This is a genomic window from Neobacillus niacini (genome assembly GCF_019749295.1).
Lineage (GTDB): Bacteria > Bacillota > Bacilli > Bacillales > Cytobacillaceae > Neobacillus > Neobacillus niacini_D.
Genome location: NZ_JACWFG010000010.1, coordinates 47,631 through 74,484 on the forward strand (window position 1 = coordinate 47,631; position 26,854 = coordinate 74,484).

Annotated in this window: 29 protein-coding genes; 5 read left to right on the top strand and 24 right to left on the bottom strand. The window is 37.5% G+C overall.

Going from position 1 to position 26,854, the window contains the following annotated elements:
- Positions 1 to 163: 163 nt before the first annotated feature.
- Positions 164 to 1,225 (bottom strand): LLM class flavin-dependent oxidoreductase, encoded by a 1,062-nt coding sequence (locus H0184_RS13825; RefSeq protein WP_221826194.1) that lies wholly within the window; start codon positions 1,223 to 1,225, stop codon positions 164 to 166.
- Between the two features lie 123 nt (positions 1,226 to 1,348).
- A complete protein-coding gene (locus H0184_RS13830) occupies positions 1,349 to 1,717 on the bottom strand; it encodes a hypothetical protein (protein WP_221826195.1) in 369 nt (122 codons plus the stop codon).
- A 169-nt stretch (positions 1,718 to 1,886) separates the two neighbouring features.
- Between H0184_RS13830 and H0184_RS13835 the strand changes: the two genes are divergently transcribed.
- On the top strand, positions 1,887 to 2,327 hold the full coding sequence (locus H0184_RS13835; RefSeq protein WP_221826197.1) for a hypothetical protein: 441 nt from the start codon (positions 1,887 to 1,889) through the stop codon (positions 2,325 to 2,327).
- A 44-nt stretch (positions 2,328 to 2,371) separates the two neighbouring features.
- Here the strand turns inward: H0184_RS13835 and H0184_RS13840 are convergent, their stop codons facing one another.
- The 3 genes from H0184_RS13840 to H0184_RS13850 all read right to left on the bottom strand — a co-directional run bounded on the left by H0184_RS13840 (position 2,372) and on the right by H0184_RS13850 (position 5,537).
- Positions 2,372 to 3,487, bottom strand: coding sequence for a cysteine desulfurase family protein (locus H0184_RS13840; RefSeq protein WP_221826199.1), 1,116 nt, complete (start codon positions 3,485 to 3,487; stop codon positions 2,372 to 2,374).
- 199 nt (positions 3,488 to 3,686) lie between these two features.
- Positions 3,687 to 5,237: an argininosuccinate lyase gene (gene argH / locus H0184_RS13845; protein ID WP_221826200.1), complete on the bottom strand. Its 1,551-nt coding sequence runs from the start codon at positions 5,235 to 5,237 to the stop codon at positions 3,687 to 3,689.
- Between the two features lie 144 nt (positions 5,238 to 5,381).
- A complete protein-coding gene (locus tag H0184_RS13850) occupies positions 5,382 to 5,537 on the bottom strand; it encodes a hypothetical protein (protein WP_221826201.1) in 156 nt (51 codons plus the stop codon).
- A 156-nt stretch (positions 5,538 to 5,693) separates the two neighbouring features.
- Here H0184_RS13850 and H0184_RS13855 point away from each other — a divergent pair, with 156 nt between their 5' ends.
- The gene (locus H0184_RS13855; RefSeq protein WP_221826203.1) at positions 5,694 to 5,882 is read left to right on the top strand and encodes a hypothetical protein; all 189 of its coding nucleotides are present in this window, start codon (positions 5,694 to 5,696) and stop codon (positions 5,880 to 5,882) included.
- A gap of 74 nt (positions 5,883 to 5,956) precedes the next feature.
- On the opposite strand, the gene H0184_RS13860 is transcribed toward H0184_RS13855, so the two are convergent.
- The 5 genes from H0184_RS13860 to H0184_RS13880 all read right to left on the bottom strand — a co-directional run bounded on the left by H0184_RS13860 (position 5,957) and on the right by H0184_RS13880 (position 10,257).
- On the bottom strand, positions 5,957 to 6,133 hold the full coding sequence (locus H0184_RS13860) for a DUF2187 family protein (RefSeq protein ID WP_221826204.1): 177 nt from the start codon (positions 6,131 to 6,133) through the stop codon (positions 5,957 to 5,959).
- An 82-nt stretch (positions 6,134 to 6,215) separates the two neighbouring features.
- Positions 6,216 to 6,374 (bottom strand): hypothetical protein, encoded by a 159-nt coding sequence (locus H0184_RS13865; RefSeq protein ID WP_221826206.1) that lies wholly within the window; start codon positions 6,372 to 6,374, stop codon positions 6,216 to 6,218.
- Positions 6,375 to 7,625, bottom strand: coding sequence for a Ger(x)C family spore germination protein (locus H0184_RS13870; protein WP_221826208.1), 1,251 nt, complete (start codon positions 7,623 to 7,625; stop codon positions 6,375 to 6,377).
- The gene (locus H0184_RS13875) at positions 7,600 to 8,709 is read right to left on the bottom strand and encodes a GerAB/ArcD/ProY family transporter (RefSeq protein ID WP_221826209.1); all 1,110 of its coding nucleotides are present in this window, start codon (positions 8,707 to 8,709) and stop codon (positions 7,600 to 7,602) included. Before H0184_RS13875 ends, H0184_RS13870 begins: the two co-directional genes overlap by 26 nt.
- 3 nt (positions 8,710 to 8,712) lie before the next feature.
- Complete coding sequence (locus H0184_RS13880; RefSeq protein ID WP_221826211.1) at positions 8,713 to 10,257, bottom strand: spore germination protein; 1,545 nt, start codon at positions 10,255 to 10,257, stop codon at positions 8,713 to 8,715.
- A 158-nt stretch (positions 10,258 to 10,415) separates the two neighbouring features.
- On the opposite strand from H0184_RS13880, the gene H0184_RS13885 reads away from it, so the two are divergent.
- Positions 10,416 to 11,342, top strand: coding sequence for a DMT family transporter (locus H0184_RS13885; protein ID WP_221826213.1), 927 nt, complete (start codon positions 10,416 to 10,418; stop codon positions 11,340 to 11,342).
- Positions 11,343 to 11,395: 53 nt separating this feature from the next.
- Here the strand turns inward: H0184_RS13885 and H0184_RS13890 are convergent, their stop codons facing one another.
- The 9 genes from H0184_RS13890 to H0184_RS13930 all read right to left on the bottom strand — a co-directional run bounded on the left by H0184_RS13890 (position 11,396) and on the right by H0184_RS13930 (position 19,017).
- Complete coding sequence (locus tag H0184_RS13890) at positions 11,396 to 11,854, bottom strand: hypothetical protein (RefSeq protein ID WP_221826309.1); 459 nt, start codon at positions 11,852 to 11,854, stop codon at positions 11,396 to 11,398.
- A 5-nt stretch (positions 11,855 to 11,859) separates the two neighbouring features.
- Positions 11,860 to 12,648, bottom strand: a complete 789-nt coding sequence (locus tag H0184_RS13895; RefSeq protein WP_221826215.1) for a hypothetical protein — start codon at positions 12,646 to 12,648, stop codon at positions 11,860 to 11,862.
- A 137-nt stretch (positions 12,649 to 12,785) separates the two neighbouring features.
- The gene (locus tag H0184_RS13900) at positions 12,786 to 13,331 is read right to left on the bottom strand and encodes a GNAT family N-acetyltransferase (protein ID WP_221826217.1); all 546 of its coding nucleotides are present in this window, start codon (positions 13,329 to 13,331) and stop codon (positions 12,786 to 12,788) included.
- Positions 13,332 to 13,345: 14 nt separating this feature from the next.
- Positions 13,346 to 14,506 carry a hypothetical protein gene (locus H0184_RS13905; protein WP_221826219.1) on the bottom strand — a complete coding sequence of 387 codons (1,161 nt, stop codon included), beginning with the start codon at positions 14,504 to 14,506 and terminating at the stop codon, positions 13,346 to 13,348.
- A 104-nt stretch (positions 14,507 to 14,610) separates the two neighbouring features.
- Positions 14,611 to 15,078: a CBO0543 family protein gene (locus tag H0184_RS13910; protein ID WP_221826221.1), complete on the bottom strand. Its 468-nt coding sequence runs from the start codon at positions 15,076 to 15,078 to the stop codon at positions 14,611 to 14,613.
- Between the two features lie 551 nt (positions 15,079 to 15,629).
- Positions 15,630 to 15,830 carry a cold-shock protein gene (locus H0184_RS13915; protein WP_026568674.1) on the bottom strand — a complete coding sequence of 67 codons (201 nt, stop codon included), beginning with the start codon at positions 15,828 to 15,830 and terminating at the stop codon, positions 15,630 to 15,632.
- Positions 15,831 to 15,998: 168 nt separating this feature from the next.
- Positions 15,999 to 17,513 carry an acetyl-CoA hydrolase/transferase family protein gene (locus tag H0184_RS13920; protein ID WP_221826311.1) on the bottom strand — a complete coding sequence of 505 codons (1,515 nt, stop codon included), beginning with the start codon at positions 17,511 to 17,513 and terminating at the stop codon, positions 15,999 to 16,001.
- 119 nt (positions 17,514 to 17,632) lie between these two features.
- On the bottom strand, positions 17,633 to 18,277 hold the full coding sequence (locus H0184_RS13925; protein WP_221826222.1) for a LytTR family DNA-binding domain-containing protein: 645 nt from the start codon (positions 18,275 to 18,277) through the stop codon (positions 17,633 to 17,635).
- A complete protein-coding gene (locus tag H0184_RS13930; RefSeq protein ID WP_221826224.1) occupies positions 18,274 to 19,017 on the bottom strand; it encodes a DUF2161 domain-containing phosphodiesterase in 744 nt (247 codons plus the stop codon). Before H0184_RS13930 ends, H0184_RS13925 begins: the two co-directional genes overlap by 4 nt.
- Positions 19,018 to 19,207: 190 nt before the next feature.
- Between H0184_RS13930 and H0184_RS13935 the strand changes: the two genes are divergently transcribed.
- Complete coding sequence (locus H0184_RS13935) at positions 19,208 to 20,779, top strand: hypothetical protein (RefSeq protein ID WP_221826225.1); 1,572 nt, start codon at positions 19,208 to 19,210, stop codon at positions 20,777 to 20,779.
- A gap of 75 nt (positions 20,780 to 20,854) precedes the next feature.
- Here the strand turns inward: H0184_RS13935 and H0184_RS13940 are convergent, their stop codons facing one another.
- From H0184_RS13940 to H0184_RS13950, 3 genes are all read right to left on the bottom strand, one after another.
- Complete coding sequence (locus H0184_RS13940; protein WP_221826241.1) at positions 20,855 to 21,943, bottom strand: threonine aldolase family protein; 1,089 nt, start codon at positions 21,941 to 21,943, stop codon at positions 20,855 to 20,857.
- 146 nt (positions 21,944 to 22,089) lie between these two features.
- A complete protein-coding gene (gene bioB / locus H0184_RS13945; RefSeq protein ID WP_221826243.1) occupies positions 22,090 to 23,079 on the bottom strand; it encodes a biotin synthase BioB in 990 nt (329 codons plus the stop codon).
- Positions 23,080 to 23,097: 18 nt separating this feature from the next.
- Positions 23,098 to 23,694 (bottom strand): biotin transporter BioY, encoded by a 597-nt coding sequence (locus tag H0184_RS13950; RefSeq protein WP_221826245.1) that lies wholly within the window; start codon positions 23,692 to 23,694, stop codon positions 23,098 to 23,100.
- A 209-nt stretch (positions 23,695 to 23,903) separates the two neighbouring features.
- On the opposite strand from H0184_RS13950, the gene H0184_RS13955 reads away from it, so the two are divergent.
- A complete protein-coding gene (locus H0184_RS13955; protein WP_221826247.1) occupies positions 23,904 to 24,344 on the top strand; it encodes a GNAT family N-acetyltransferase in 441 nt (146 codons plus the stop codon).
- A 4-nt stretch (positions 24,345 to 24,348) separates the two neighbouring features.
- Here H0184_RS13955 and H0184_RS13960 read toward each other — a convergent pair whose 3' ends face one another.
- Positions 24,349 to 25,095, bottom strand: a complete 747-nt coding sequence (locus H0184_RS13960; RefSeq protein ID WP_221826249.1) for a YqjF family protein — start codon at positions 25,093 to 25,095, stop codon at positions 24,349 to 24,351.
- A 723-nt stretch (positions 25,096 to 25,818) separates the two neighbouring features.
- Positions 25,819 to 26,835, bottom strand: a complete 1,017-nt coding sequence (locus tag H0184_RS13965) for a S66 family peptidase (protein WP_221826252.1) — start codon at positions 26,833 to 26,835, stop codon at positions 25,819 to 25,821.
- Positions 26,836 to 26,854 lie beyond the last annotated feature (19 nt).

The following is a 26,854-nucleotide window of genomic DNA, read 5'->3' on the forward strand; positions in this document are numbered from 1 at the left end:
ACCCATGCCTCGCCCTTAACAAAAATTGGGTAACAATTCACCACGAATTGTTACCCAAAGTATCTAACAATCTAATATTCGGTTACAATCCAGCCGTATTGTTACCCAACTTTCATTCATTAACGATTTTCGGGCACAATCCCATCCCAAAGAATCGCTTAGCCTATAACTTCCCTTCGTTTTCCTTTTCCCACTTAGCCACTTCTTCACGAACAATCGGTGCAACTTCTTTTCCTAGCAACTCAATTGATTTCATGACATCTTCATGTGGCATGGTGCCAACCGGGCAGTGGAGCATAAAGCGTGTCACTCCAACATTCTTTCGCAGGTTGATAATTTTTTCGGCAACTGTTTGCGGATTACCTACGTACAAGGCACCGTGTAAACTACATGCAGCATCGAATGTGGTTTGATCATATCTACCCCACCCGCGCTCACGTCCTAATTTGTTCATGGCTTGCTGAGTAGAAGGGAAAAACTTCGCCGCCGCTTCTTCAGTAGTTTCGCCAACGAATCCATGTGAATGTGATGCAATCGGAAGCTTTGACGCCTCATGACCAGCGTGTTCCGCTGCTTTCTTATAGAGCTGTACAAGCGGTGCAAAATGCTGCGGACTACCGCCAATGATGGCTAGCACAAGTGGCAAGCCAAGCAATCCTGCACGAATGACAGATTCCTGATTACCGCCGCTTCCAATCCACACTGGCAGTGGATCCTGAACGGGTCTAGGATAGACACCCAAATTATTGATAGCTGGTCGAAGTTCACCTTGCCAAGTTACTTTCTCTGACTTTGTTATTTTTAAAAGCAAATCCAGCTTCTCTTCAAATAACTGATCATAGTCCTTTAAATCGTATCCAAACAACGGAAAAGATTCAATGAAGGAACCCCGGCCTGCCATTATCTCTGCACGCCCATTTGAAATCGCGTCGAGCGTTGCAAAATCCTGGAATACCCGTACTGGATCGTCAGAAGAAAGAACCGTAACCGCGCTGGTCAAACGAATTCTGCTTGTCTGTGATGCCGCGGCAGCCAGCACGACAGCAGGAGATGATGCAGCATAATCTTCGCGATGATGCTCACCTACTCCAAAGACATCCAGTCCTACCTGGTCAGCTAATACGATTTCCTCAACCACTTCCCGTATCCGTTGTGCATGACTTATCACTTTTCCGGTTTCAACATCTGGTGTTGTTTCTACAAACGTACTTAAACCTATTTCCACAAAATTGCCCCCTATTTATGTATACCAGTTAGTAAAATTTTGTATATTTCATTATTCTATCTTAACAAGATATAACCAATAGACAAAATAATTGAGCCTAACTGGACTGAGTATGCTTTCTTGTCATCCTGCTATAAAATCAAGATAAGACTTTTCATCATGAAATTGTTCATTTGTAATTAAATCCTCTGAGATAACATACGTCCCATATAATTCACCTTTTTTTATTTCAAAATAACATGCCTTTTTCATAATTGGACTTGTTTTCTTCTTTATATTATCTCTTTTGATTTTTATCCAATTAATATTATTTTGATTTAGTTGGGCATCCGCTTTTGCTGCCCACATTGTATTATCACTTTTAATCACTACTACAATATCATTTTTATGCAACTGTCCAGGATCTACATGAGCCATAATGGGATCAGCGTATGAAGCTGTAAAACCACCAATACATTTGACATCTTGTTGATTAACGATTTCTTTTATCAAAATAAGTCTCTCCTATCAAATTGTCTATTTATTTCATTTACGACTAATAATTGATAAAAGTTTCACTTAACGTTGAAATCTTATCTTGAATTGTGTTCGTTTATTTGAGTTTAATGTTTGGGAAATGTTGTATAATTTAGTAAAGACCTAGATTATAGGAGTTGATTTTTTGTCGAGAAAAACAAAAATCTACGTAATCATCAGTATTATTTTTGCGATGTTTCTAATAGGCTGCACCACTAAAGTTCCAAAAGAATTTAATTTAAGTCAACTTACTAGAGTAGATGTTGAAGTGGTTATGGCAGATGAAAGTTATGAAGAAGCTGTCATGATTACAGACGAAAAAACGATAAGTATGTTAAGAAAAACATTCAAACAAATTAATTGGGAACCAAATGCAGAACCTAAAATGGCTAGAAAAGAAGATGTAAAGGCAACCTTATTTTTTAAGTATGATGTGAATATGCCTGAAAGATTAGTTGAATACCAAATATGGTTCAATAAAAGTGATAATACAGCTACCATTATTAGTACAAATGAAAATGAAAACTTTGGAACCTTAGAAAAAGATTATGCAAAGACGTTAGAAAGGAATATTCTCAACAAATAAAGGACAGGAATTCCTGCCCTTTTATTTTTTGAAAAACCACATTGTTAATAAATTTCTTTAAACCCTTCAATAACAGTATCTATTTCCTCCTTCGTAGTATACCTGCCTATACTAAATCGAATCGCACCCATTCCAATTTCTTCAGGTACATTCATTTCCTTTAGGACAGGTGATAATTCAATGCTTCCAGCGTGACAGGCAGAACCCGTCGAGGCGGCTAGACCCGGTATTTTATCTAGTAAGTCTTGACCAATCCTGCTAACAAAACTCACATTCAAGGTATTTGGCAACCTTTCTTCTGGATGTCCATTTAAGACAACCCTTTCACCAAACTCGGACTTTAATTGCCTCCAAAAATAATTCGTTAATTCCTTTTGCTTAGAACTGCTAATTTGTAGACTAGCGATTTCACAAGCCTTCCCTAATCCAACACCTAATAATGTATTTTCCGTACCTGCACGTAGTCCATTTTCATGTCCAGCACCATGAATTAGCGGTTCAATCTCCACATTATTTCGTAAGAATAAGGCTCCAATGCCTTTAGGAGCATACAATTTATGTCCGGCAATTGTTAGCATATCCACCTTTAAAGCATTCACATCAACCGCAACCTTACCCACTGATTGTGAAGCGTCTGTATGAAAAGCAATCCCATACCTTTGTGCTATCTCACCAATTTCCACTATCGGCTGTAAGGTCCCTGTTTCATTATTGGAATGCATAATGGATATCAGAATCGTATCTTTGGTAATTGATTTCTCGATTTCTTCAGGTGATACTCTTCCATATCGATCAACTCCAACATACGTAACCCTTGCTCCCATTTTTTCAAGAAACCTGCAGGGATTTAATATGGCAGGGTGCTCTATTTTCGACGTAATGATGTGGTTCCCTTTATGATGATTTTTAAAATAATAGCCTTTAAGTGCAAAATTGTTCGCTTCGCTTCCACCCGAAGTAAAGATAACCTCACCTGGAGAACAGCCTATTAGGTCTGAAACTTGTTTTCTAGCACTATGTAATAGCTCTTTTACAGGTTTTCCAGCCCAGTGCACTGCAGAAGGATTTCCATAGTAATCCTTTAACAATGGGTGCATGGCATCAACTACCTCAGCAGCAAGCGGTGTACTGGCATTGTAATCAAAGTAAAGCTTACTCATCCAACCTTCATCTCCTATTCTATTTCTCTAGGTTAATAATAACAAATTTACCTTAATTACGTAGCTGAACGTACTTACAAAAAATCCAACCACAGGTACTTACCTAATAAGGTTGTCCCGTTATTGACCATTAATTTGCAGCATATAAAGTTGCTGAATCTAAATAAGCTAGTTTCAAATGAAACTAGCTTATTTTACTTTAATCCTCACTTTTGTACCTATCTTCAAGAATAGTTTCTAAATTTTGATATGCCTTTTCAACACTATCTTTAGCTGAATGAAGCCACTTTAGCTGCTGCTCTTGTTGTTTCTCCCTTTCCCTAATCATTCTTTTTACTTCATTCTCTTCCGGCCCGCCAGGCAAACAACGAATTTTAATAAAATAATCAGGATCAAGCGCTTGACGAAGCATCTCTTCATCAAGCTGTAGAGGTTTATCGATGATTCCATCCGCTGCGTTATTGATGTGCGCCAAGGTCACTTCATTTACAGCTATACCTTGGGCTAAAGCATCTTTAACAACTTTACTGACAATATGGTGCGCAGTCCGAAATGAAACTCCATCTGTTCTCACTAATGTATCGGCAAGCTCCGTAATGGTTGCAAAACTTGCTTCTGTTCGTTTACGAAGCATGACTGCATCTACTTCTGCTGTTCCAATGACACAAGCGAGTAATCGACACAATTTATCTAGTAATTCTAAGCTTTTCCAGCCATAAGGCTGCATATCATCCTCGGTATCCACGATATCACCAAATGGAGTGTTGTGAATCATGGTCAAAACGGTTTGGGTATTGCCAACACATGTAGATAACAAAGAGCGTAAATGCTCGAGAGATACGGGGTTGCGTTTTTGCGGCATAATCGAACTTATTTGGACGTATGGATCTGCTACCTTCAGTACCCCATATTCTTGCGTACTCCAAAGCAATAAATCCTGAACAAAACGGCCAATAGAGAGCGCACTAATTTGCGTGGCTGTCATGACCTCAGCGATGTAATCTGCTCCGGCTATGGCATCATACGAATTTTCTACTATCTTACTAAAACCAAGCAATTCACCCATTCTCTCACGATTAATATTAAATCCAGAGGTCGTAAAAGCTGCTGCCCCCATCGGACTTTGGTTACAATTCTGGTACGCATGCATCAATCGTTTGAAATCGCGGTTTAATGAATCCACTACAGCCAATAGATAATGTCCCAAAGTGGTTGGTTGTGCCTGCTGCGTGTGCGTGTATCCAATCATAAGTGTGTTGGTGTGGGAAGAAGCAAATCCTAATAATTGCTCTTTTAAATAAAGCAAAGAAGAGAGAGCGGTTTGGAGTTTTTCTCTAAGCGCCATTCGAAACATCGTAATACACATATCATTCCGGCTTCTGCCAATATGGAGATTGCCTGCAATTTCACCAGCACTCTTAAGCAAATCACTCTCTATTTGGAAAAACAAATCCTCTACTTGGCCAGAATAGCAGGAGGTGGTGATTGATTGTAAATCTAGGTTCATAATTGCCCTTGCAATATTTTTCGCATCATCATCAGAAACCAAACCCTGCTCTGTCAGCATAATTAAATGCGCCTTATTTATCATCATCATTGAACTTAGCAAGTGATGTTTGGCTTCATTGTATGCTGGCTCCAAAACCACTTCGCGATAGGTCCTGCCTGGAAAAACAAGACCTTCTTTCTGAAAAATACGATCTCTTTGCTGCTTAACTTTCTCTTTTCCATCTTCATTTAAGGCATTCATGAACCTCTTCTCCCTTATGATCTTTTACTTTATATGTACTCAATTCTAATCCAAAAGGAAATTAAAAATTTATGAATGCACTTCATCCAAAAAATATTATGGATGAAGCTTACAACAGTTTACATAATAATATTATATTTTTTCTTAGGATCTTCCAGCAGTCATATCGTTATATGGCAGGATTAGCTTTTTCACTTTTTCATAATTCATTGAACTAATTTCTCTCATTAACCGGGGAATTGCTTTTTCAGGATAACCATAATCTCGAAGCAGCTTTTCCATTTTCTTCATTTCTTCCATATAAACACCTCCAAAAACATTCTATTTTCATCCTTACTATTCCCTTAAGTACAGATGAGCTATATAGAAATATTTTTCCATGGGTATTTCCAGCACCCGCCTTGTATAGTCCTGTGTTTACTACATAACCTATTTCTGTTTAGGAGGTGAAAAATTATGTCTAATCAAAAGCAAAATAATAAAGGTGTTGCAGAGGGTATCAAAGAAACAGCGGGTGCTGCCTTTCATACTCTCCATAGTGCACTAGAGACCACTGAGAATGTTGCTATGAATGCAGTTGATGCTGCTAAAAATGCTGCAAACAATTTAACTGGCAATGGAAAAGGTCAACGCAATCACGATTAGCGGATAATATGAAAAAAATCCCTTCGATAAGGGATTTTTTCATTATTATAGCAAGAAACATGTATACTGCTATCTTATTTTGTAATTTTGTAATTTTTATGGTTTACAATTGTAATTAAGGGTTCATCTTTTTCTTTTGAAACACCGTATTGAACCATTACGGAATTCTCCCTTACTCCGGTAACCACGCCTTCTAATGAATTTCCCTCTCGTTTAAAGGAAATCTTATCGCCAACTTTTGCATTAGCCATTCTATCACCTCGTCTATATTTTTTCCAATAATAAGGCATTAAATACTTGATTTACATCTATGTATTACCCTATGCCAAGCAGTTATTTAAGAACAGAAAAAAAGGGAAGAACAACAATGACTAGAGTTAAGAAAAATACCGCCAATGCGCCCACTTTCTGTTTCTCCTTCCATAAACTGACACCAAAGCCTAAAGTATAAGCTGAAATAGCGAGTAATGCAAGGATAATTATTAGTTGCAACTAGTGCCCCACCTTTATAGGTCTATTTGTTTCCTTCCCATAATCAACAATTTCAATCTCAGCCTTTACATGGATGTCTGCTCGCAGGTACGATTTTGCCCAATTAAATTTTTTATATTCCTGTATGGTAGAAAAATATTTCTTAGCATATAAAGGTAATGGATATGGGACGCCTTTTAGTTTTGTTTGTGATTTTTTAAGTAAGTCTTCATTCATTTTTTCAATATGGTCCGCGATATGTTTTCTTAATTTTTGTCGATTTTTCTCTAATGCATAATTAGCCTTTGAGGGATTTGACATAATCTCCAGCTGTAGGGGGATCGTAATATATATTTGCGGTCTTACACCTTTTAACTTCATTTTTATCTTATTTCCTTTTGTTTTCATAATTCTAGCAGCAATTTGTTTCTTATCGTCATCAGCAAAAGGGTCAGGTAAATTGACCAATATATCTTTTATATTCGTCGTATCATCTAGAATATTAACTGTGCGTGTTTCTTGACCCGTCAGTTTACTAATCATGATACCTTTCTTGAAAACGGCAGACCCAATAAATTGGGTATCATCTAGTTCACCAGTTGCATTCAATTCCCCTGCCATGTATTCATCTTCCCTTTGAATTCTAGGATTGTCTAATCTTTTAGCTGTGGTGTACATCGCTAAAAAGAGGTCTGTCTCTCTTTCGGCAGATTGAAAATATCGGAACAGAGTTGAATCAGGGATGAGCCCATTTTCAATCCCGTGATCAACCATAAATTGAAAGTATTTGTGCGGTCTTGTTTCCATTCTAGGTTTATTTTTCAGGAAGTATTCTGCCGCCTTTTCTTTAGAGATGGCTAGATAGCTATTTAAACGTATTTCTTTATCTTTTAACACTTCGAAAAATGTTGTTGTAAAATTGGGGTCTCTTGCAAATTCTTCGGATACTACAAAAATTCTTAACAATTCATAACTGATACTGCGTGATATAACTGAGTTTGCAGTCGCTTTGGCGGCAATGAAGTCATTAGCATCGAATGAAATGATTTCTCGGGCCTTTTCTGTTGAACCACCGCCGCCCTGTAGACTTCCTACCTCGGGATTTGCCAGTAACATGGTTACCTTAATTTTCCCTTCCTGCTTCGAAAGGTCTAACCCCAGTCCAATTACATACGATTTATCTTCCAGTTCTCCTCGGTCCCAACACCCGGTTAAGAACATAACCACTACGAAAAACAACACTATTCTACATACTGTTTTTGTTTTTGGCATGTTTAAACTCTCCTTTTACCAGCGCAACTAACCACAGAATAATTGAAATGAAGGCAAACAAAGGACCAGCCATATTTTGTATCAGTGGTTTAAGCATTAGTGTGACATCCATGGGTGATTCTGGAATGATTCCTATCATCAGATAAATCGTTGTTAAGGATGGAATTAAGTATTCAAAGTCCTTAATTTTAAAAAGTCTACCGAACATTAGTGCATTAATATATAAGAAAGCACTAAAACGAATGAATGCGGTAATAATCCAAATGATGAAAAATATAATTTCGACATTCGGTATATATTCACCAAGGGAAATAAAGCGAATGGCTATATGAAATGGATAGGCAATACCCCCAAGGGACTCATCAAACATACAAATAAAAAGGAGCGTTGCTGCACTAATTTGGATACAGATATACACATAGGCAATCCAAGTCCCTTTTCTAAAGACTTTGTTTGACTTGACATATGGAATGAGCATCGTTAATATAAAAAATTCAGCAAAAATAGTGAGCTTCATTGAACTATGCTTGATTAGTTCAGCATATCCTGGACCCCATAAAGGGAACATAGCATGGATATTGCTTTTTTGGGTACTGATCCCTAACGCAATATACAAAGAGACCAACGAATAGAAAACAATGAGATAGGAAACAGAACCGACGTGTTGAAGCCCCTTTTTAGCTCCATATGCACAAGTTAACATTAACATCGTATAGATAATCAGATTGGGTGTCGTCGTAAAATAAAACGCTCGGATGATGTTGGTATAGGTTCTGGTGTCAAACGAAACAGCAAACGAACTGATGACAAAAATAACAAGACAAACAATGAAACCAATATATTTACCAAGTAATTTTTTAATAACGGAAAATAAATCTTTACCTTGATACAAAGACATCGTCTTTATTAATAAATATAAAGGGATAAAGAAGAATACTGCCGATAGAATCGGAATCATCCACGCTGCATTTTGCACCTTACTAAATAGGATGGCCGGTGTATCTTCCGTAGCTTTTGCCCCAACCATTAAAACAGCGATCGCAACAAATTCACGTATTCCAAGTTTTCCAGGCTGCTGTTTCATAAATTATGATTCCTTTCTTTGTTTAACCATATCCTTTGGCTTAAGATATCCTGGTCTAAACCTTTCTACCATTGGAACATGTCTAATGAGTAAATCCTTTGAAGAGAAGGAATGTGGTGTCATCGGTGCAAAATAAGGCGTACCAAACGATTTCAAGGAAACTACATAATAAAGTCCGCCGATAAATAAAGCTGTAACTCCATAAATCCCCATAAAACCAGCTGAAAAAATAAATAAAAATCGAGTAATTCGAATAGCGAAATTCATACTTATATCGCTAATAATAAATGAACTTAATCCGCTTAAAGCAATAACAATAATCACAATCGGACTAATGATGTTCGCCTGCACGGCTGCTTGACCTAGTATTAACGCCCCAACAATCCCAATGGTTGGACCAATCGGAGATGGAACACGTAAACCAGCTTCCCGTATAAGTTCAAAGGCAATTTCCATCATGAGAACTTCAATAATGGACGGAAAAGGTACCCTTTCCCTTGTCCCTGCAATCGCCATTAATAAATCTGGAGGAATCATCCCCACATGGAAATTTGTAATCGCTATATAGATAGAAGAAGTGAAAACAGCAACAAATAGTGCTAAGAACCGTAGGAATCGAATGAAATTACCATATGGTGTCCTCAAGTAGTGATCTTCGGGTGAATGAAACAATGCCCAAAAGGTTGCTGGCAGAATTAAACTAGCTGGTGAATTTTCCATCAATAAAACAATATGTCCTTCTTCGATGTAAGCAGACGCACGGTCAGGACGTTCAGTATAAAGTAAGGTTGGAAATAATGACCTTGGCCGCTCTTCTAAATGCTGCTCTAAAATACTTAAATCAATAAGACTATCAACATCAAGTGAACTTAACTTATCCTTTATGGTTTTTAGCAGTTCTTCATTAACAAGGTCCTTTTGATAAACAAGAAATACATTGTTTCTGGACCGTTTTGAAATAGTCTGGGTTTCAACAAGCAGATTTTCATTTTTAATTTTTTTACGGATTAAGGCAATATTGTCGATTACTCTTTCATTAAAGGCTTCTTTTGCCCCTTTAACGATTACCTCATTGTCTGATTTTTCAATCGACCGTCCGCTTATCTGGGTTGTTTCAAATAAATAACATTGATCATCGCCATCCACAAATAAAGCAGTATTCCCACCAGTAATGAACTCGGTAATCTCACCAATATTTTTCTTGGTGCTGGCAATGGGATAGGAAACAATATCTGGAATATTCTTAGCCGGATGCTCGTTATCAAGTAATGGCTCCATTATGCTGTCCATAATGATTTGTAACCCAACCATGGAACTCAAGTAAATGATGAACCCCCTGCGGTTAAGGGTAGTAATGGTGAACTCACGAACTTTCACATCAATATTATCAGGAACGGAGAAAAGAGATTTGAAGGTCGCTAAATTTTGATCATAATCAGCGCTAATATCCTGTTTCTTTAACTCGATAATCTCAGTATTGGTTTCTTCATTAAATTCAGGTTCAGTATTCAAACCCTTCTTCCATAATTTTGAGATTTTCTTCCTCATCCCGCTATCCCTCCCAGTTTTTATATCCTTTTCCATCTAAAGGGGTTTTATGTATGAAATGGACCTGTAAAAAATCATGTCCTTTAAAATTTACATTTCGAGATCCGAAAAAAGTGGTAAAATACAAGATATTACATTTAATGAATTAGGGGATTGGGATGAAGAAGAAATGGATGATTTATGGAATGTTGTTTATTGCGACGGCTACCTGGGGAAGTGCGTTTATTGCTGGTAAAATTGCGGTTCAGAGCTTTGAGCCTGCAACGGTAGCATTTTTACGTTTTTTAGGGGCTTCACTTCTGTTATTTCCACTTATGTGGATCATGGAAAAAAATCCGAAGAAACCGACACTTAAGGATTATGGATTATTTGCAGTTCTTGGATTAACTGGTATTGCCATCTATAATATCTGCTTTTTTATCGCCACTAAACAGGCACCAGTTATTAAGAGTTCACTATTTATAGCCTCTAATCCGGTATTAATTGTTCTCTTATCTGGTATATTTTTAAAAGAAAAAATTACAAGGAACCATATTATTGGCATGGTAATTGCACTTTCTGGCGCTGCCTATATTATCACGGATGGACATATCTTTACTTTATTTAAACTTGGTTTTGAAACGATTGATTTTGTTTTACTTGGTGCTGTTATTAGCTGGGCCCTGTACAGTGTAGTTGGTAAAGTGGTTTTGAAAAAATATAGTGCTGTGGAGTCCACTACTTACGCTGTTGCTTTTGGAACACTTTTTTTAGCACCTTTTGCTTTTGCTGAAACAGCATGGCAGGACGTTGGGCAGGCAAATTTCTCTACCTGGATTGCGATTGCACATATGAGTATTTTTGTAACTGTCGTTTCTTTTATTATGTATTATTACGGAATCAAAGAGGTGGGGGCAGCAAAAGCATCCATTTTTATTAATGTGATGCCGGTATCCGCAGTGCTGATGGCTACCATTTTTTTAGGCGAAACCTTCACCTGGGCTCATGGAATTGGGGCTTCACTTGTATTAACCGGAGTTTATATTGGAACGAATACGAAATTATTTACTAGAAAAGTTCCAAAAGTGAAAGTTGCGGATTGTTAATACGATAGAATCCGATTTCTGTTGCAGGAGAGCACCACACGAGTGGTGCTCTTTCATTTTACTTTGGCTACTCCTAATGCAAAATGATTCCAAAGAATACCTTCAACCAACTCAGCTTGTGTTTCTTCGCAATCAATAATTAGAATAACTTCAGAATGCTTACCTTTCAAAACTCTTTTCTTCTTCTTTACTACTTTTTCTATGTAAAGTCTAATGGTCAATCCTAGTACGAATCCGATAAAAGCACCTATAAGGCCCCAGTAAATGGGTCCCCAGGTTAATATAAATCCGACACTAGCACCGATTACTGCAAAAGCAGTGGCAAGCGCCATCCCTATATCACTTAATGATGTACCGTCTGAATGGTGTGTAGAATCCAAAATTTTGCGTCCCTCTGTTCTATTATCTAGTGGGACCGCAAATATATTTTCTTTTTTAATCCCCTTACTTTCCAATTGTGAAATCGCTATTTCTAAGAAGGCATTACTTTCAAAAGTGGAAAAGAACTGCAAATCTATCACTTCACCTTTTGTCCTTTTAATAGTCGAAAACTTGCTGATTGGTATTTATTTTTGAGAAATTTAGTTTGTACCTCTTTGTAAAGTTTATTACTTTCAATTGCACTCGTATAAGCATCAAAAGCTGCAAAACCATAATGGGATGGAAGAAACAAGAGCCATTCAGGATTTAAAACAGTGGTTGCCTGATGTACTTTACCTAAAAATAAGAAGGAAACAGCCTCTTGGGCATGAGAATAATAAAAGAAAACGACTACCCAAAATATAACAAAAAAGGCTGTCATAATCCTATTCACATAAAGCTGTCCTAGACCAGGCATAAATAATGACCAGATGACCGCAATAACAGGATTTCTTTTATCAAGATAATTTATTTCTACTGCTCCTAGACTGAATGTATTAAATCGATGATCCTCAGCATCTGCTAAAAGGTAAATTTTATTAAGATCAACGGTTGTTCGATAACTATCCCATATGGTAAAAAGGTAAACTGGGATATACATTAGAAGCCATCTTGTATCTAATACTTCCTTAGCCATATCAATATTACCTTGGAAGGAGTAAATCATCGCATGATTAACATGGGCTTTTATATTTACAACAACTTCCCAAATAAATAGTACATACCCTCTAAGGTACTTAGATAGAAGCATATGTCCGAATCCGGGAAACGCCGCGGACCACCAAGCAATAATATACGGGTTTCGTAAGTGAATTTGTGTAATGCCTAAAATGCTGACATGTGCTTTGTATCGTTTGGCAGTGTTGTCATTCGTATAATTATTCATTTCTAGCCGCACCTACAGTAAACAACATAATTTCCAATAGTTTTCCAAACACGGTGTTTATTATCCAATATCCACTTTTTGTATTACTGTAGTAAGCTAAAAAAATACAACTCGTCCTAAGGAACGAGTTGTATTCGCTATTTCTTTATCCAATCCTTTGCCAGCATGCTATACGTCACGATGTCTTCATAATGGTCATATAACCATTGCCCATCCCGTTTAATTCCTTCGCTGACAAAACCTAATCTTTCAGGTATAGCAATGCTCTTATGATTGTTAACAGCAACTTGAATTTCGACTCTATTAATCTTTAATGTTACGAATAAATATCCTACTAACGAAGATACTGCCCTTGTGATAATGCCGTTGCCCTGAGCTTCTTCCGACAGGAAATAGCCAATACTCGTTGCACTGTTTTTCCAATCGATGTAATGAAGTCCTACCATCCCAACCAGTTTCCCATTGAACCTTATACCGGCATCAAATCCATTATTATCGGCGTAATTTCTGATCCAAATAGGAATGATTGACTCTAAATCATCTGCTGACTTCCGTTTATCAACCCATAGCAGCCATTTTCGAAGATGTTCACGATTAGAATCGATTAATTCATATAATTCTTCCTTATGATGCTGCTGTAATAACTCTATTGATATTTCTTCATCTACTTTGTATGAAAACACCCTGACTTTCCTCCTTATTCCCCGTTAAGTGACGCAATTTTTCCCAACTCTATTACTCTTTTTAAATAGTCATACTCTCCCTTTTCAAGAATATCAATCTCCCTATTTGTTGCCAGCAGGATTTGATCTCTGCATTTTGCAACTCTTTGAATCATTGGGTATATCGTCAAACTTGAAAGATTCACAAAGTCATACAAATCATTTAAACACACCGGCAGTTTATAGCCTTTATTACTTGAAGCAATTAATAACCCATGGTCCCGTAACTTGGAAACAATATTTGATCGAAAGTAATGCTGTTTTATTTTGTTAATTCTAATGGCATTGAGGTTCTCAAGAATTTCCTCTGTATACACATACTCATCCGGATTTTCCTTTAGGTTAAAAAGCAGAAACTTCAGTAAATCTATTCGGACTCTTTCATCGTCTTCCTCACTTTTTCGATGTTCCTCAATGTATTGGTAAGCCAAATTAACGGCCTGTTTAATGATAATCTGGTCGGTTTCTGAATCCGTCTTTTCATAATGGTAGTCATAGAGATAGTGCTTATAATCATGCGGCCATAGATTAATCGTAATGATTTTATTTTTCAAAAGTCTATAAAAAGATGGATACTGATTAGAATAGTGTTTGACGTCATATCCTTTTGCTATTGTATGGGCAATAAACTCTGCCATATCAAGTAGAATTTGAGATTGGCTATTGTTAAAGCCAAAGGTAGAATAATTAAATAGATCAGGGATACACTTTCGTCTTACGTAAGCACTAAACTCCTGCATGAACTCCTTAGAGCCCTGTTCACCTGCTACCAAATCAAGGGTGTCAAACGTCCGGTATAGATCGTCAAAAACCTTACTTTTAGTAAATTTAATAAACGTCTTTTCATATGAAACACCGCTATCTTCCCTGATTTTCCGTTTATCGATAACATATGCATATACCTTAAAAGGTAAATCCTTTAAATTCTGTAAGATTTCCATTCGACGACTATCGTCTATTGCGCTTTTTAAAAAGTGCTTTTGTTTAATTCTTTCTACTTCCTGCTCGAGGAATTCCTTATCAGATTCCTTTACTAAGATAGAAACGATTATAAAGTGAGTCGAAGTCTCAGGCTGATCAAAATCGAATCCGTATTGGCCAAATTCATTTATAAAAGCATATTGGATATCATTCAATTTTTATCCCACCTCACCAAAGGAAAACTTACTATATTTATTTCAACAAAAAATTCTCTAAACCTTTTAATTTGCTAGTTTTCCATGAAAAAATGATACAGGGATTATATAGAGCGCCTCACCAACCATTGGAAAAACCTAAACTGTAAAACGAGAAAATAAGTTAAAAAAGGGTAACTTATGGCTGAATACCAAATTTTCCACTCGTTGTATTTGATAAATCCGAATGTAAATGAAATGACCTCAAATGCCAGTGTAAGTAACGATACAGATAAAATGTAAATTAGTTTCCATTTTAATGGCTTATCATGAGGGTAAAAGTTCAATACAATGATACTGGCAGTAGAATATAAAACAACCTGGCCAATTAATGCTGGAAATTGTATGCCCGGCTTATCCAGTACATAAAGTTTATATTTCACAGCCAATATAGAATCAACAAAAAGACCAAACAAGGCTGCAAACAATGAAGTTGCATAAAGTTCATACGTTTTGATTTTTTTAGGGATTGCATAAGCCACTACAGCAAAAATTAAACATGCGATAAACACAAAAATCGTTTGTAGTTCCATTATCCATCCCCCAAAATGAAAAAACCTTCACATACTACTATCTCCTGTATGTAGAAAGTTTACCCTTTTCTATTAGACTTTATGAAGGGGTGCAAAGAAGGTTTGGCTTTATATTATTCTTTTTTTAAAAAAAGATTAGGGTTTGAGATAAATGTGTGCTATACTGTGTCTACCATTTGCTTTACGTTTTACGTTTTTCGATTACCCGCCCTGCTCACAAACTGAGCAGGGTTTTTTGTTTTCGATTATGTATGGTCGTACCGTGATCGTTTTATTATTGGTTTGATTAATTCGTTACCGCTTACACTGCTTTTCCGAGTTCACGGGCACGAATTGGTTCTATTCGTTACCGCTAACTCTGTTCTTCCGAGTTCACGGGCACGATTCGCATCTATTCGTTACCGCTAACTCTGCTTTTCCGAGTTCACGGGCACGATTCGCTTACAATCGGTTCCGCTAACCTTTTTTCTCCTAACCCAGTGACAGTATTATCCCAAAGACAACAAAAAAAGACTCTCATAATGAGAGTCTTTTTATATATGTCGGTTCAATTATGCTTTACGAACGTTAGTAGCTTGGGGTCCACGTTGACCTTGTTCTACTTCAAAAGTAACTGCTTGACCTTCGTCTAAAGTTTTGAAACCTTCGCTTTGGATAGCTGAGAAGTGTACGAATACATCGTCTCCTGCTTCTCTTTCGATGAATCCGAAACCTTTTTCTGCATTAAACCATTTTACTTTACCTTGTTCCATTTGTTGTTTCCTCCTCGTGTGCTGTGCACACATTGTGTTACTATCCTTGCTCAGTTCTTTAGACGTAAAGTTTGAAAACTTTTTAATCCAACTGACAAACAAAAATAATTCTTCTTTACTATAACAGAGATATTCCCTTAATGCAAATTATTATCCCAAAATCTTTTTTTAAACTGTTTCAAATACTTTATTTAACATAGTTCCTTTTTGTGCAAAATTGGTATGCCATGAAAACGCTTTTTCTATAACATGCGGTGTTTGACCACCTCTCATTAAAGCTTCTTGATAATATTCACGGAGCTGTTCTTTATACATTGGATGGGTACAATTATCGATGATTACTTCCACTCGCTCTCTTGGTGCAAGGCCGCGTAAATCTGCATACCCTTGCTCGGTAACGATTACATCTACATCATGTTCTGTATGATCCACATGGGAAACAAATGGAACAATACTCGAGATATTACCGCCTTTTGCAATCGATTTTGTTACAAAAATTGCTAAGCGAGCATTTCGGGCGAAGTCTCCTGACCCACCGATACCATTCATCATATTCGTACCTAATACATGGGTAGAATTAACGTTGCCATAGATGTCTACTTCTAAAGCCGTGTTAATTGAGATTAATCCGAGACGGCGGATAATTTCCGGATGGTTCGAAATTTCCTGAGGTCTCATAATTAATTTATCACGATACTTATCAAAATGATTAAATACCTCTTTCATTTTTTTATCTGAAAGGGTAATGGAACAGCAAGAGGCAGTTCGCACTTTTCCGGCATCTATGAGATCAAAAACGGCATCCTGTAATACCTCTGAATAGACCACTAAATCCTTAAACTCAGATTCAATCATTCCATGTAGAACAGCGTTAGCAACTGACCCTATTCCCGACTGTAGTGGTGCAAGACGTTCAGTAAGCCTGCCATCTTGTATTTCCTTTCGTAAAAATTGCATCAAATGCTGAGCCATAATTTCGGTTTCCTCATCGGGAGGGACAATTGTTGAAGGAGAATCAAGCTGGTTTGTAAAAACAATGCCTCTAACTTTATTGATATCAATCTGTATTCCATGTGTTCCAATACGGTCATCTGCTGCTGTTAACGGTATTGGTTTCCTATCCCCTTGTTTACCAGGTTCATATAAGTCATGAAGACCTTCTAGATTTTCATTTTGAGCTAAGTTAATTTCAATGATAATTGATTTTGCATTCAATGCAAAAGATAGTGAATTTCCAACAGAGGTTGTTGGAATTACCATACCATTCTCCGTTATTGATACCGCTTCCAAAATAGCGAAATCAATAGGGGCAATTACATTTGCTCGTACTAATTCGGCTGTGTGCGACAGGTGCTGATCGACAAATAAAAGTTCACCGCTATTGATCTTTTTTCTCATCGTTGGATCAGCTTGAAACGGAAGTCTTTTTCCGAGAATACCTGCTTCCGCAAATAATTTATCCACATCAGAGCCTAAAGAAGCGCCTGTATAAACATTGACTTTAAAAGTCTCAGACTTCGCTCGATTCACCAGCGCAAACGGAACCGCTTTCACGTCTCCTGCACGTGTAAATCCGCTTAAACCCAAAGTCATCCCATCTTCAATCCATTCTGCTGCTGCTTCTGGAGTCACGACCCGGTCCCATAGCCGAGGGTCTCTTATCCTTTTTAAATTACTGTCCATCATTCATCCCACTCCCTTTTTCCTTATTCTAAATGAAGAATCCTATTAAAAAGGGAAATGTGGGATTAACTACGGAATTTTCAGACAAAACAGCAAATTCCTTTTCTAAAGCAGGATAATCAAAACCCAAGCAGCCTGCGAAAATAACTAGAATAGGATTGACTGACAGGAACTCGATCTCCGTTATCCATGGAAAGGATAAAAGTGGAATGCGTATCTGGAAAAATCTCCTTAATATGATTTACATTGACAATAAACGAGCGGTGGCAGCGGATAAAATGATCCTTTGGCAGCAGGAATTCGAATTCCTGCAAAGTGTTTTTATGGGTACCGGAATGTTCCCTTCCGTTAACAAATGTCTTTTTCTCCTTCGCTTCTAAATAAATGACTTCGGTAAAAGGCATGGGAATCCAGCCATCCTCGGTCTTTATCGTTACCACTAATTTACCGCTGGTTAGAGAAGGGAAAATCGCTGTAACACAGCCTTCCAAGGTCCCTTCGTGAAAAAAAGGCACAGCCATCCCATGATACGGCACACCAAAAATATCCCGGTCTATAAATTCAGATACTTTTTGACGTGAAGTTATTGCTTTATGAGCAATGGTCCCTTCCTTCAATAGATCCCCTTGCCGCATTTTCAAATCCACTCTTTTACTAGGACGATAATAGATATACTCACATGTATCCGAAACAGCAATCGAAATTTCCTCTGAAAATAATTCACTGATGACATCTAGAAGGGAAACAACTGTTATGCTCTTCAATTAGAATCTCCCTCTTCCCTATTTTCTAGTTTAGCTAAATAATATTTAACAAGATCTTGATACTCCTGTACTTCAAGCTTACCCTTCTCGGTGATGATGTAGGTGCCTCTCTTGATTCGTTCGAACCAGCCATAATAGTTTTTCGTTAGTATTGATGGTGTTTTAACACCTGCACCCATATCTCTTAATGCTTTTGGAGATAATGGGCCCATTTTATCTAGAAAACAAGCAATTTGAATACAACTCTCTTTGTAGGCGGTCATAATTTTCGTTCGAGTGCTTCCCCCAATATTGAAATCCGCACTTCGTCCGCTAATTTCTTTTAGAATTGCCTCACGCTTCAGCTTATTTCGTGCATTTCCTTTTTTTGAATTAAAAGGAGCTGGATGGATAAGAATGTCCGCTTTAGAACTGTTTCCTGGAAACGAAACTACAATTAAGCCCAACTCTAACCTTTTTACGAGATGACATTTATCTGCCCATTGCTTAGAATTCATCCGTCCTTTTGGTTTTGGGATTGCAATATAAACCTGGTCTGTTAACTTTTGTCGTTTGGCCGCTTGGATTAGGAGATCGACACTTAAAGTTAGCTTTAATTCAATTATGACCAGTTCATTCTCTTTGACTGCAACCATATCACAGTCCTTCACTTCTCCGTAGACCTCAAAGCCATCTCGTGAAAAATGTCTTTGTATTGGTTTATATAAATCTACCTCTTGAATTTTTTTGACTTCTTTCATATGTATCTCCTAATAAATCATTTTTCTCATGGATCATCTTACCACGAAAATGGATTATGGAAGAAATCAGTTAGCAATAACATTTTTTTACAAAGGTGATATATTAAGAATAGCCTATTCTGTCAGAATTATGTTACTATTATTTTTGTTACAATAAATAGAGAACTTGAAGTAGTACGCGGGGGTTAAAATGAAGAAAAAATTCTTATCACAGCTTTATTGGGTAGTACCTGGAGTCATTCTTATTTTTGGTTTGTTATTATTATTTTATGAAAACTTCTCCAAAGTGACCGAACCGCCAGCAGCTAATTGGAGTAGAGCCTTACATGTTGGGGTAACAGACCTGAACAAATTACCTCCTGTTAGAGTGACAGAAGATGGGGAGTTTGTTTTTACTAGATTTGAAGCTGGAAAATTAGCAACTACTACTCTAAACAAAGATTTGGTTGTTACAGATCAGAAAACATACGATATCCAAGTAGATAAATGGACACAAGTTTATCAGAAGGAAGAAACAATCATCTATTTTGATTTTAAAAACATTTATGATCAAGATAAAAATACGATTGTTACAGATGTTGAGAAATTCTATCCTTTGGAAACAACTATTCTATATGTAAAAGAAAATGGTCTATATCAGCTTACTCCGAACAGTAAGAAGTCCGAAAAGATTATGGATATAGATTTAAATAAGCTTAAAATCATTCCTCAAGAAAATGAAGACGGAGTCACAATCCTCGCTTATACTTCGGACCCTAATGGAATTGATCTTACGTTACATCAGTTAATCAACGGAAAAACGAATTTACTTTATCAAACAAGACTAAAAGTTGACCCTGGAAAAGTTGTAAACGATATCTCCTATGCATTGGAAAATCAGACACTGGCACTGTTGCTCCAAGAAGAGCTTGTATCCACACAAGGGAACCCAGAGTTTTTTACCTATTTTATGCAAACCAAGATTACAAATAAGAACACGCCGCCTCCTCTATATCAATTACGTTTTGATGATCCAGCGGGCACTAAATACTTGACCGAGGTTTCTGATGTTGTTTTTACATTTCGAAATGGGAAACCAACTATTCTTTTTCATGCAAATGGCCAAACAGAAACTCAATTCAACGACAGTTCAACCTTTAATATTTATACCGCTGAGATCAACGAAGAAGGCCGAACAAAAACAGAGAGACGCAGCAATACACCAGAAATTTCAACGAATCCGCAGTGGATGAATGAAGATAATATTGCATGGGTGGATTTAGACGGTGATGGACATAAAATTAAAGTATCATCCTCTAATCTTGCAACAATAAGTAAACTAATTGAATTTTCTCAGGATGATTGGCTAAATGCTCTTGGAAAAACAATTGGAATGGTAACTTCGTCATTTTTTGGAATTGCTCTATGTATTATCTGGTTTATTTGGCCGATTCTTTTTATTGTATTTATGTATATTTTCCGAAATCGAATCGCTGATCGCGATCCAATTTGGTACTTTTATACAGGAATTGGTCTGTATGCAGCTGCTGCACTCATCTGGAAAAATCAATTTTTCGTGGATAATATTTATGCAAATGCACCAAGTTATTTAACCTTTACTGGCAGCTCGTATTTTTACATGATTTTATTCGCAATCATCTCTTTTGGGTTAACAATGCATACGAAAAAGATAAATGATTGGGGCGGTTCGATAAGAATTATGTACTTTGTTGGGATTCATATTATACTCTTAACCATATTCTTCGGACCTTATGTAATATAATAAATAAGACCCCATTTCAAGTTAAGAAATGGGGTCTTTTTATGAAATGGAATATTATCACACGTTAGAAGATATTCATGTCTTCATTTTTTCATCTAGAAGAGTAAACACCTTTTGCAATTCTTCTTTGGGCAGCTGGGCATACAAATCACCAATGCTAACTTCGTAATTACTGGCTGAGTTACTTACTTCACGTACATAACTAGTTAAGCCAATTCCTGTTTCCTGGTAAATCGATGCTAATATCGTTTCCATGTCCTCTTTTGGTGCATCAAACTGGACATGAAACATATTGGAGACTGGCACCAGCGGCTTGGTTGAAACACCATGACATTGGTTAAAATAGCGGGCAAATTCTTTTGCTTCCTCATAGTACTGATGCATTTTGTCGATCCGTTGATCAAAGTAATAATCAGCACTTATGATATACGGGTAAAGACTGATTAAATCGCCGCCATGGCGCCTTTTCCATATTTTTGATTCATCCGTAAAAACTTGATTTCCTGCAAGAATTGCCCCAGCAATCCCACCGATTCCTTTGTAAAAAGAAACATATACACTATCAAAAAGAGCGCAAACTTCCGCCGCTGATTTTTGATAATAAGGCAGGATTTCAAAGAGTCTAGCTCCGTCTAAATGTAATTTAATCCCCTTTTCCTTACAATAAGCTGAAATATCCTCCAGTGTTTTGTACTCCGGAAGCTGTCCGCCAATTTCTCGTTGGGGCAATTCGAGTAATAAGCATGCAATGTCTTCCTCTGTTCCTGTAATATCTTCAAGTTGAATGACCCTATCTTTATCAGCCAATAGGATAGTTTTTATATTGTGCAATTTCTTTAATCCATCTTCTTCATGTATTTCTAAATGGCTTAAGGGATGATATGCCACTTTGTTAATACCTTTTTGATCACACCAAATACGTAAAGCAATTTGCTGGGCCATGGTTCCGCTTGGAAAAAATACTGCAGCCTCTTTGCCAAGATATTTTGCCATTTTTTCTTGAAAGTCGTCGATAACTTTACCTTTTCCGTACATCTCGCTTTCTGTTTCTTCATTGATTTCCATCAATGCATCTTTCAGTACCTGAACATTTCTCGGACCATGACCAGGTACCTTATACTTTGCTTTTTTATAAGCATCTCCTAAAATATTTATCTCTGACATTACTGTTCTCCCTTCAAGACTACTATCTTTGTAAAAAAACCATTTCAATGTATCTAAACCTTATAATGATATTCTATACTAAAAAAATACGAAAAAGGACATCATCTACTAGATGATGCCCAAAATTCTTTAATTTGGTGGAGTGTTTATTGAACTGTTTCTTTCACAAAATCCACCTCAAAACCTAAATCCTCAAGCATTTGGTGATCTGCTGTAGTTTCTTGTCCTGAAGTTGTTAAATAATCTCCTACAAATATAGAATTGGCCGCATATAATCCAAGAGGTTGTAAACTGCCTAAATTCACTTCTCTGCCGCCTGAAATTCTGATTTCTTTCGTTGGATTTACATACCGCATCAGTGCTAAAACCTTTAAGCAGTATCTCGGATTCAACTCCTTTGTCCCTTCAAGAGGAGTACCATCTATTGCATGCAGGAAATTTACAGGAATAGAATCCGCATCCAATACTTTCAGACTCACTGCCACGTTTACTACATCCTCTTTCGTTTCCTTCATACCAACGATAATCCCTGAACATGGCGAAATCCCTGATTCTTTTACTAATTCAACCGTATTCACTCGATCATGATAAGTATGTGATGTGGTGATAGAATCGTGGTGATTTTCTGAGGTGTTAAGGTTGTGGTTGTAGCGATCGACACCAGCATCTTTTAGTTTTTCTGCTTGTTCTGGTTTTAATATGCCAAGGCAGGCACAAATCTTTAAGTTGTATTTGTCCTTAATTTCCTTAACAGCTGTAACCACTTGGTCTAATTCTTGATTACTAGGACCGCGGCCGCTAGCTACTATGCAATAGGTACCTGCATGTAGCTGATAAGCTTGTTTCGCTCCTTTTAGTATGGTCTCTTTATCGACCATTCGATATTTTTGAATCGGTGCATTAGAAATACTTGATTGCGAACAATAGCCGCAATTCTCAGGACAAATACCCGATTTTGTATTTATTAGCATATTAAGCTTTACCTTATTTCCATAATAATGATGTCGTATCACATAAGCACCGTGCAATACCTCTAATAACTCAGTATCGGAAGATTCCAAAATACTTAACGCTTCCTCTTTCGATAGTTCATGACCATTTAGGACCCGGGCAGCTAATTCCTTCCACTTACTCATCCAATCACCCGCTTTCGATTAACTCACTTTTTTAACATTGCTAAATTGACTCTTAGATAAGGTACGTTTTAAACGAAGTCCCATAACACCAGCTAAAACGGCTAAAATAATATCCTTTGGAAGAGGAACAACCATCCATAACCAAGCGAGTTTATAGGTAAAAGCTTCTGGCGCTGAAGCCCAAACTTTATATGCTGTATACATCCAGTTCGTTCCGAAAAGGTAGTTGATTGCCATCCCTGCAAGTGCAGCGAATACAAATACGCCAACTGTATTTTTCATTTTTTCAATTATGTAACCCGTTAGCCACGCTGTAAAAACATAAGAAACAATAAAACCAAATGTTGGCTTCAAAAACATGCCAAAGCCTCCGCCAAATTGAGCAAATACAGGAACTCCTACTAATCCAACGAATGCATAGACCATCATAGCGATTGCTCCCAACCTGCTGCCAAGAACCACTCCTGCTAAAATTGCAAAAAATGTTTGCAGCGTGATGGGTACTCCTCCTACAACCATAAACGGAGCAATTGATGTAATATTAGCCCCTACAGCCATTAGAGCCACAAACATTGCCGCTAATGTAAGTTCAGATGTTTTAAGTTTCATTACCATTCCCCCAAAATATTCTATAAATTAAGAATAATTGGTTGTTTTATTTATGTCAACCTAAAATATAAATTAGTTAACATATAACATTTATGGTTTACCCACTGGAGTAAAAACAGTACCCACTTCGATTTTATTTTCATAGTATAAATAGGTATTTGACTAGATGAATAATAAGGGTTTTCTCTAGTTTTACAAAGGAGCTGCAAAGGGAAATGACTATTAGAAGAGCAACCTATGAAGAGACTCAAAGTATCTTAAATTACCATTTGGTTGTATTAAAAGAAGCCACTATGGGTTATGTTATCCCCAGCCGCGAAAAGGCGATTGAAATGATGACTCCTTTTTTAAATGGCGGGGGGTATTACCTAGTTCGATTAAAGAATAACGCTATTCAAGGCTGGGTTGGTATAGGAAGTATCATTGATCAAAATACGGACGAACAAGTTGGCTTTATTAATGAAATGTATGTTCTCCCACCCTACCGAAAACAAGGTGCAGCAGAAAAATTATGTAAGGCAGCTTTCATCCAATTACGAGCAGAAGGCTATAGAAAAGTCCAATTAAATGTTTATGCCGGAAACCATGCCAAACATCTTTATGAGAAGTTGGGTTTTAAAGACGTTTCTACTCTCATGACAAAAAGGTTAGAGTAGATATTCATATCTTTACCTGGGTTAATGGCCAAGCACGTACCTCCACACCTTTTGAAAAATGAAAGACAGGATCTCCTGTTTCTACTTGTATACCTTGGGTTGTTAGGAGCGTGTTATAACTAATTTCAGCCTCTGCATTCTGCAGCAGCCATGGTGAATGCAGAACATCGCAACGAAGCGGCACGCCCTTGTTGTCTAAAGTGTAAAAGCAATATCGCTCAGCCATCCATTCATCGAAAGTTCCTTTAGGAGCATAAAAAGGTTCTGACATGGGTTTATAGTTACCAACCCATGCTGCTTGCGGATTACTTCTTCTTTTACTGTTAAACTCAAAGCAAGATTGGGTATGATTTATGGTGACGTCAGCATAATGATAAGGCAGGTGGAAAAAGTTCCTAGCAACACTGGCTGCCAGCCTGTTGGCGGCGTCTAGACTTACAAAATAAACACCTGGCTTGCCCTCGAGGTTTATGTAGGTACGAACATTTACTTGAGGAAAAGCTTCTGTTCCGGGAATCGGAGGTAAGCCGCGAAGCCTGACACCAGACATGCGAAACGCAACTATGCCAATCCAGCCGACACCGTTATATGAGTCCAAGGGCAGCACCTCCGGAACTAGCTCTCTTAAAACTTCCAGTTTAATCGGATAGTGTGTAAACAATAGGTCATTCCACGTCTGTGTCATCTTCCATGATGAAGGCGGGAGTGACCATAATCGATGCGAATCATCCCATTTGTCATATATCTTCATAACCACTCCACCTGCCTTATTTTTTAAAATTAAAAAGTTCACTAGAAGATTCTGTTTACCGCTTAGACCTTTTTACTACTTTAATAGGAATCAGAATCCTTATCTGATTCCCTCTGTTGCCATTTTACTGCCTTCATGGGAACAGAATCCTTGTCTGATTCCCGCTATTGCCATTTTACACTTTCATGGGAATCACAATCCTTATCTGATTCCCTCTGTTGCCATTTACTGCCTTCATGGGAATCAGAGTCCTTAGCTGATTCCCGCTGTTGCCATTTTACAGCCTTCATGGGAATCACAATCCTTATCTGATTCCCTCGGTTGCTATTTTACAGCCTTCATGGGAATCAGAATCCCTGTCTGATTCCCGCTTTTGCTATTTTACAGCCTTCATGGGAATCAGAATCCTTATCTGATTCCCTCTGTTGACATTTTACAGCCTTCATGGGAATCAGAATCCTTATCTGATTCCCTCTGTTGACATTTTACAGCCTTCATGGGAATCAGAGTCCTTATCTGATTCCCTCTGTTGACATTTTACAGCCTTCATGGGAATTAGAATCCCTGTCTGATTCCTGCTTTTGCTATTTTTACTTCCTCTATGGGAACAGGATCCTTATCTGATACCCAATTTTGCCATTTTACTGCCTCATGGGAAACAATATCCTTATCTGATGACCACTTACATTATTTTTATGCTTCGAAGGGAACCAGTCTACTAATCTATGCTTTAAAGTACTGCACTACTGTCCCTTTTCCTTCTGCCACTTCCACCGTACCATAGGCACCATTCACAAAGGTAATTTGTGGCGGCACATGCCCGCAATCGATGTCAAAGATAATCGGTATCTGGAGCTCATTGGATAGGTCCTGGTAAACATCCTTAATCGTATAGTTCTCTACAGTTTCATTTGCTGGACTTCGACCAAACATAATACACGAACAATTGTCAAACCATCCTGCTAATTTCATTTGCACTAAAGACCTTCGTAAGTCGGTTGTTTTCAATTCACAATTCTCCAAATACCAAATGACCGGTTCATCTTTTATATGCCTGTTCCGAAAGCTTTGTAAATCCCCAAAAGGGGTACCAATTAAATGTCTTATGATATCAATGCAGCCACCGAGGAAACGCCCTTCTGCCTTTACGTTTTCCCCCGATACACTCTTCCATTTGGTTTCCTCCGTTAGGTGAAATACACAAGGCGAAGGGTTATCGTGCTGCCATTTTTCCTGATACTTTTCTGAAGAATATTGGGTAATGGACAATCCTGTTTTCGTTGATAATACACTTTCCCACATTGCGGTGGTATCATCAAAATATTCGCCTCTTAAATCAATTAAATTACTTCCATGTGCCGTAGCAATACCGGTCTTTAAAGTAATGGCCAGTAACAATAAACTTGTATCAGAGTATCCCAGCACCCATTTGTCCTTTAGATTTTCAAAATCAATCTCTTCAAGGACCTCAATAAGCAGCTCTCCACCCCATGGAGGAAGGATAAGGTCAATTGCTTCGTCCTTCATCATTTCATTAAACTCTTGTGCACGTTTAGCTGCTGGTGCTGATTTTGCTTTGTCCTGAGTCCAAACGGTCTCCCTGCAAATAACGGTATAGCCTCTCTCTTCCAAACGACTACAAGATTGTTTCACCAATTCATGCAGCTCCTCTTCCACTCCTGATGAAGGTGCTGTTACTCCGATGGTTGCCTTCTTTTTCAAAAATGGATATGTAATCATAGCTACTCTCCCATCCTTT

Bases quoted from the DNA above. Each gene is read 5' to 3' on its own strand.
- H0184_RS13840 (WP_221826199.1), bottom strand. From the start codon at position 3,487: ATGAGTAAGCTTTACTTTGATTACAATGCCAGTACACCGCTTGCTGCT.
- argH (WP_221826200.1), bottom strand. From the start codon at position 5,237: ATGAATGCCTTAAATGAAGATGGAAAAGAGAAAGTTAAGCAGCAAAGA.
- H0184_RS13850 (WP_221826201.1), bottom strand. From the start codon at position 5,537: ATGGAAGAAATGAAGAAAATGGAAAAGCTGCTTCGAGATTATGGTTAT.
- H0184_RS13855 (WP_221826203.1), top strand. From the start codon at position 5,694: ATGTCTAATCAAAAGCAAAATAATAAAGGTGTTGCAGAGGGTATCAAA.
- H0184_RS13860 (WP_221826204.1), bottom strand. From the start codon at position 6,133: ATGGCTAATGCAAAAGTTGGCGATAAGATTTCCTTTAAACGAGAGGGA.
- H0184_RS13870 (WP_221826208.1), bottom strand. From the start codon at position 7,625: ATGCCAAAAACAAAAACAGTATGTAGAATAGTGTTGTTTTTCGTAGTG.
- H0184_RS13875 (WP_221826209.1), bottom strand. From the start codon at position 8,709: ATGAAACAGCAGCCTGGAAAACTTGGAATACGTGAATTTGTTGCGATC.
- H0184_RS13880 (WP_221826211.1), bottom strand. From the start codon at position 10,257: ATGAGGAAGAAAATCTCAAAATTATGGAAGAAGGGTTTGAATACTGAA.
- H0184_RS13885 (WP_221826213.1), top strand. From the start codon at position 10,416: ATGAAGAAGAAATGGATGATTTATGGAATGTTGTTTATTGCGACGGCT.
- H0184_RS13895 (WP_221826215.1), bottom strand. From the start codon at position 12,648: ATGAATAATTATACGAATGACAACACTGCCAAACGATACAAAGCACAT.
- H0184_RS13910 (WP_221826221.1), bottom strand. From the start codon at position 15,078: ATGGAACTACAAACGATTTTTGTGTTTATCGCATGTTTAATTTTTGCT.
- H0184_RS13915 (WP_026568674.1), bottom strand. From the start codon at position 15,830: ATGGAACAAGGTAAAGTAAAATGGTTTAATGCAGAAAAAGGTTTCGGA.
- H0184_RS13920 (WP_221826311.1), bottom strand. From the start codon at position 17,513: ATGGACAGTAATTTAAAAAGGATAAGAGACCCTCGGCTATGGGACCGG.
- H0184_RS13930 (WP_221826224.1), bottom strand. From the start codon at position 19,017: ATGAAAGAAGTCAAAAAAATTCAAGAGGTAGATTTATATAAACCAATA.
- H0184_RS13935 (WP_221826225.1), top strand. From the start codon at position 19,208: ATGAAGAAAAAATTCTTATCACAGCTTTATTGGGTAGTACCTGGAGTC.
- H0184_RS13940 (WP_221826241.1), bottom strand. From the start codon at position 21,943: ATGTCAGAGATAAATATTTTAGGAGATGCTTATAAAAAAGCAAAGTAT.
- bioB (WP_221826243.1), bottom strand. From the start codon at position 23,079: ATGAGTAAGTGGAAGGAATTAGCTGCCCGGGTCCTAAATGGTCATGAA.
- H0184_RS13950 (WP_221826245.1), bottom strand. From the start codon at position 23,694: ATGGTAATGAAACTTAAAACATCTGAACTTACATTAGCGGCAATGTTT.
- H0184_RS13955 (WP_221826247.1), top strand. From the start codon at position 23,904: ATGACTATTAGAAGAGCAACCTATGAAGAGACTCAAAGTATCTTAAAT.
- H0184_RS13960 (WP_221826249.1), bottom strand. From the start codon at position 25,095: ATGAAGATATATGACAAATGGGATGATTCGCATCGATTATGGTCACTC.
- H0184_RS13965 (WP_221826252.1), bottom strand. From the start codon at position 26,835: ATGATTACATATCCATTTTTGAAAAAGAAGGCAACCATCGGAGTAACA.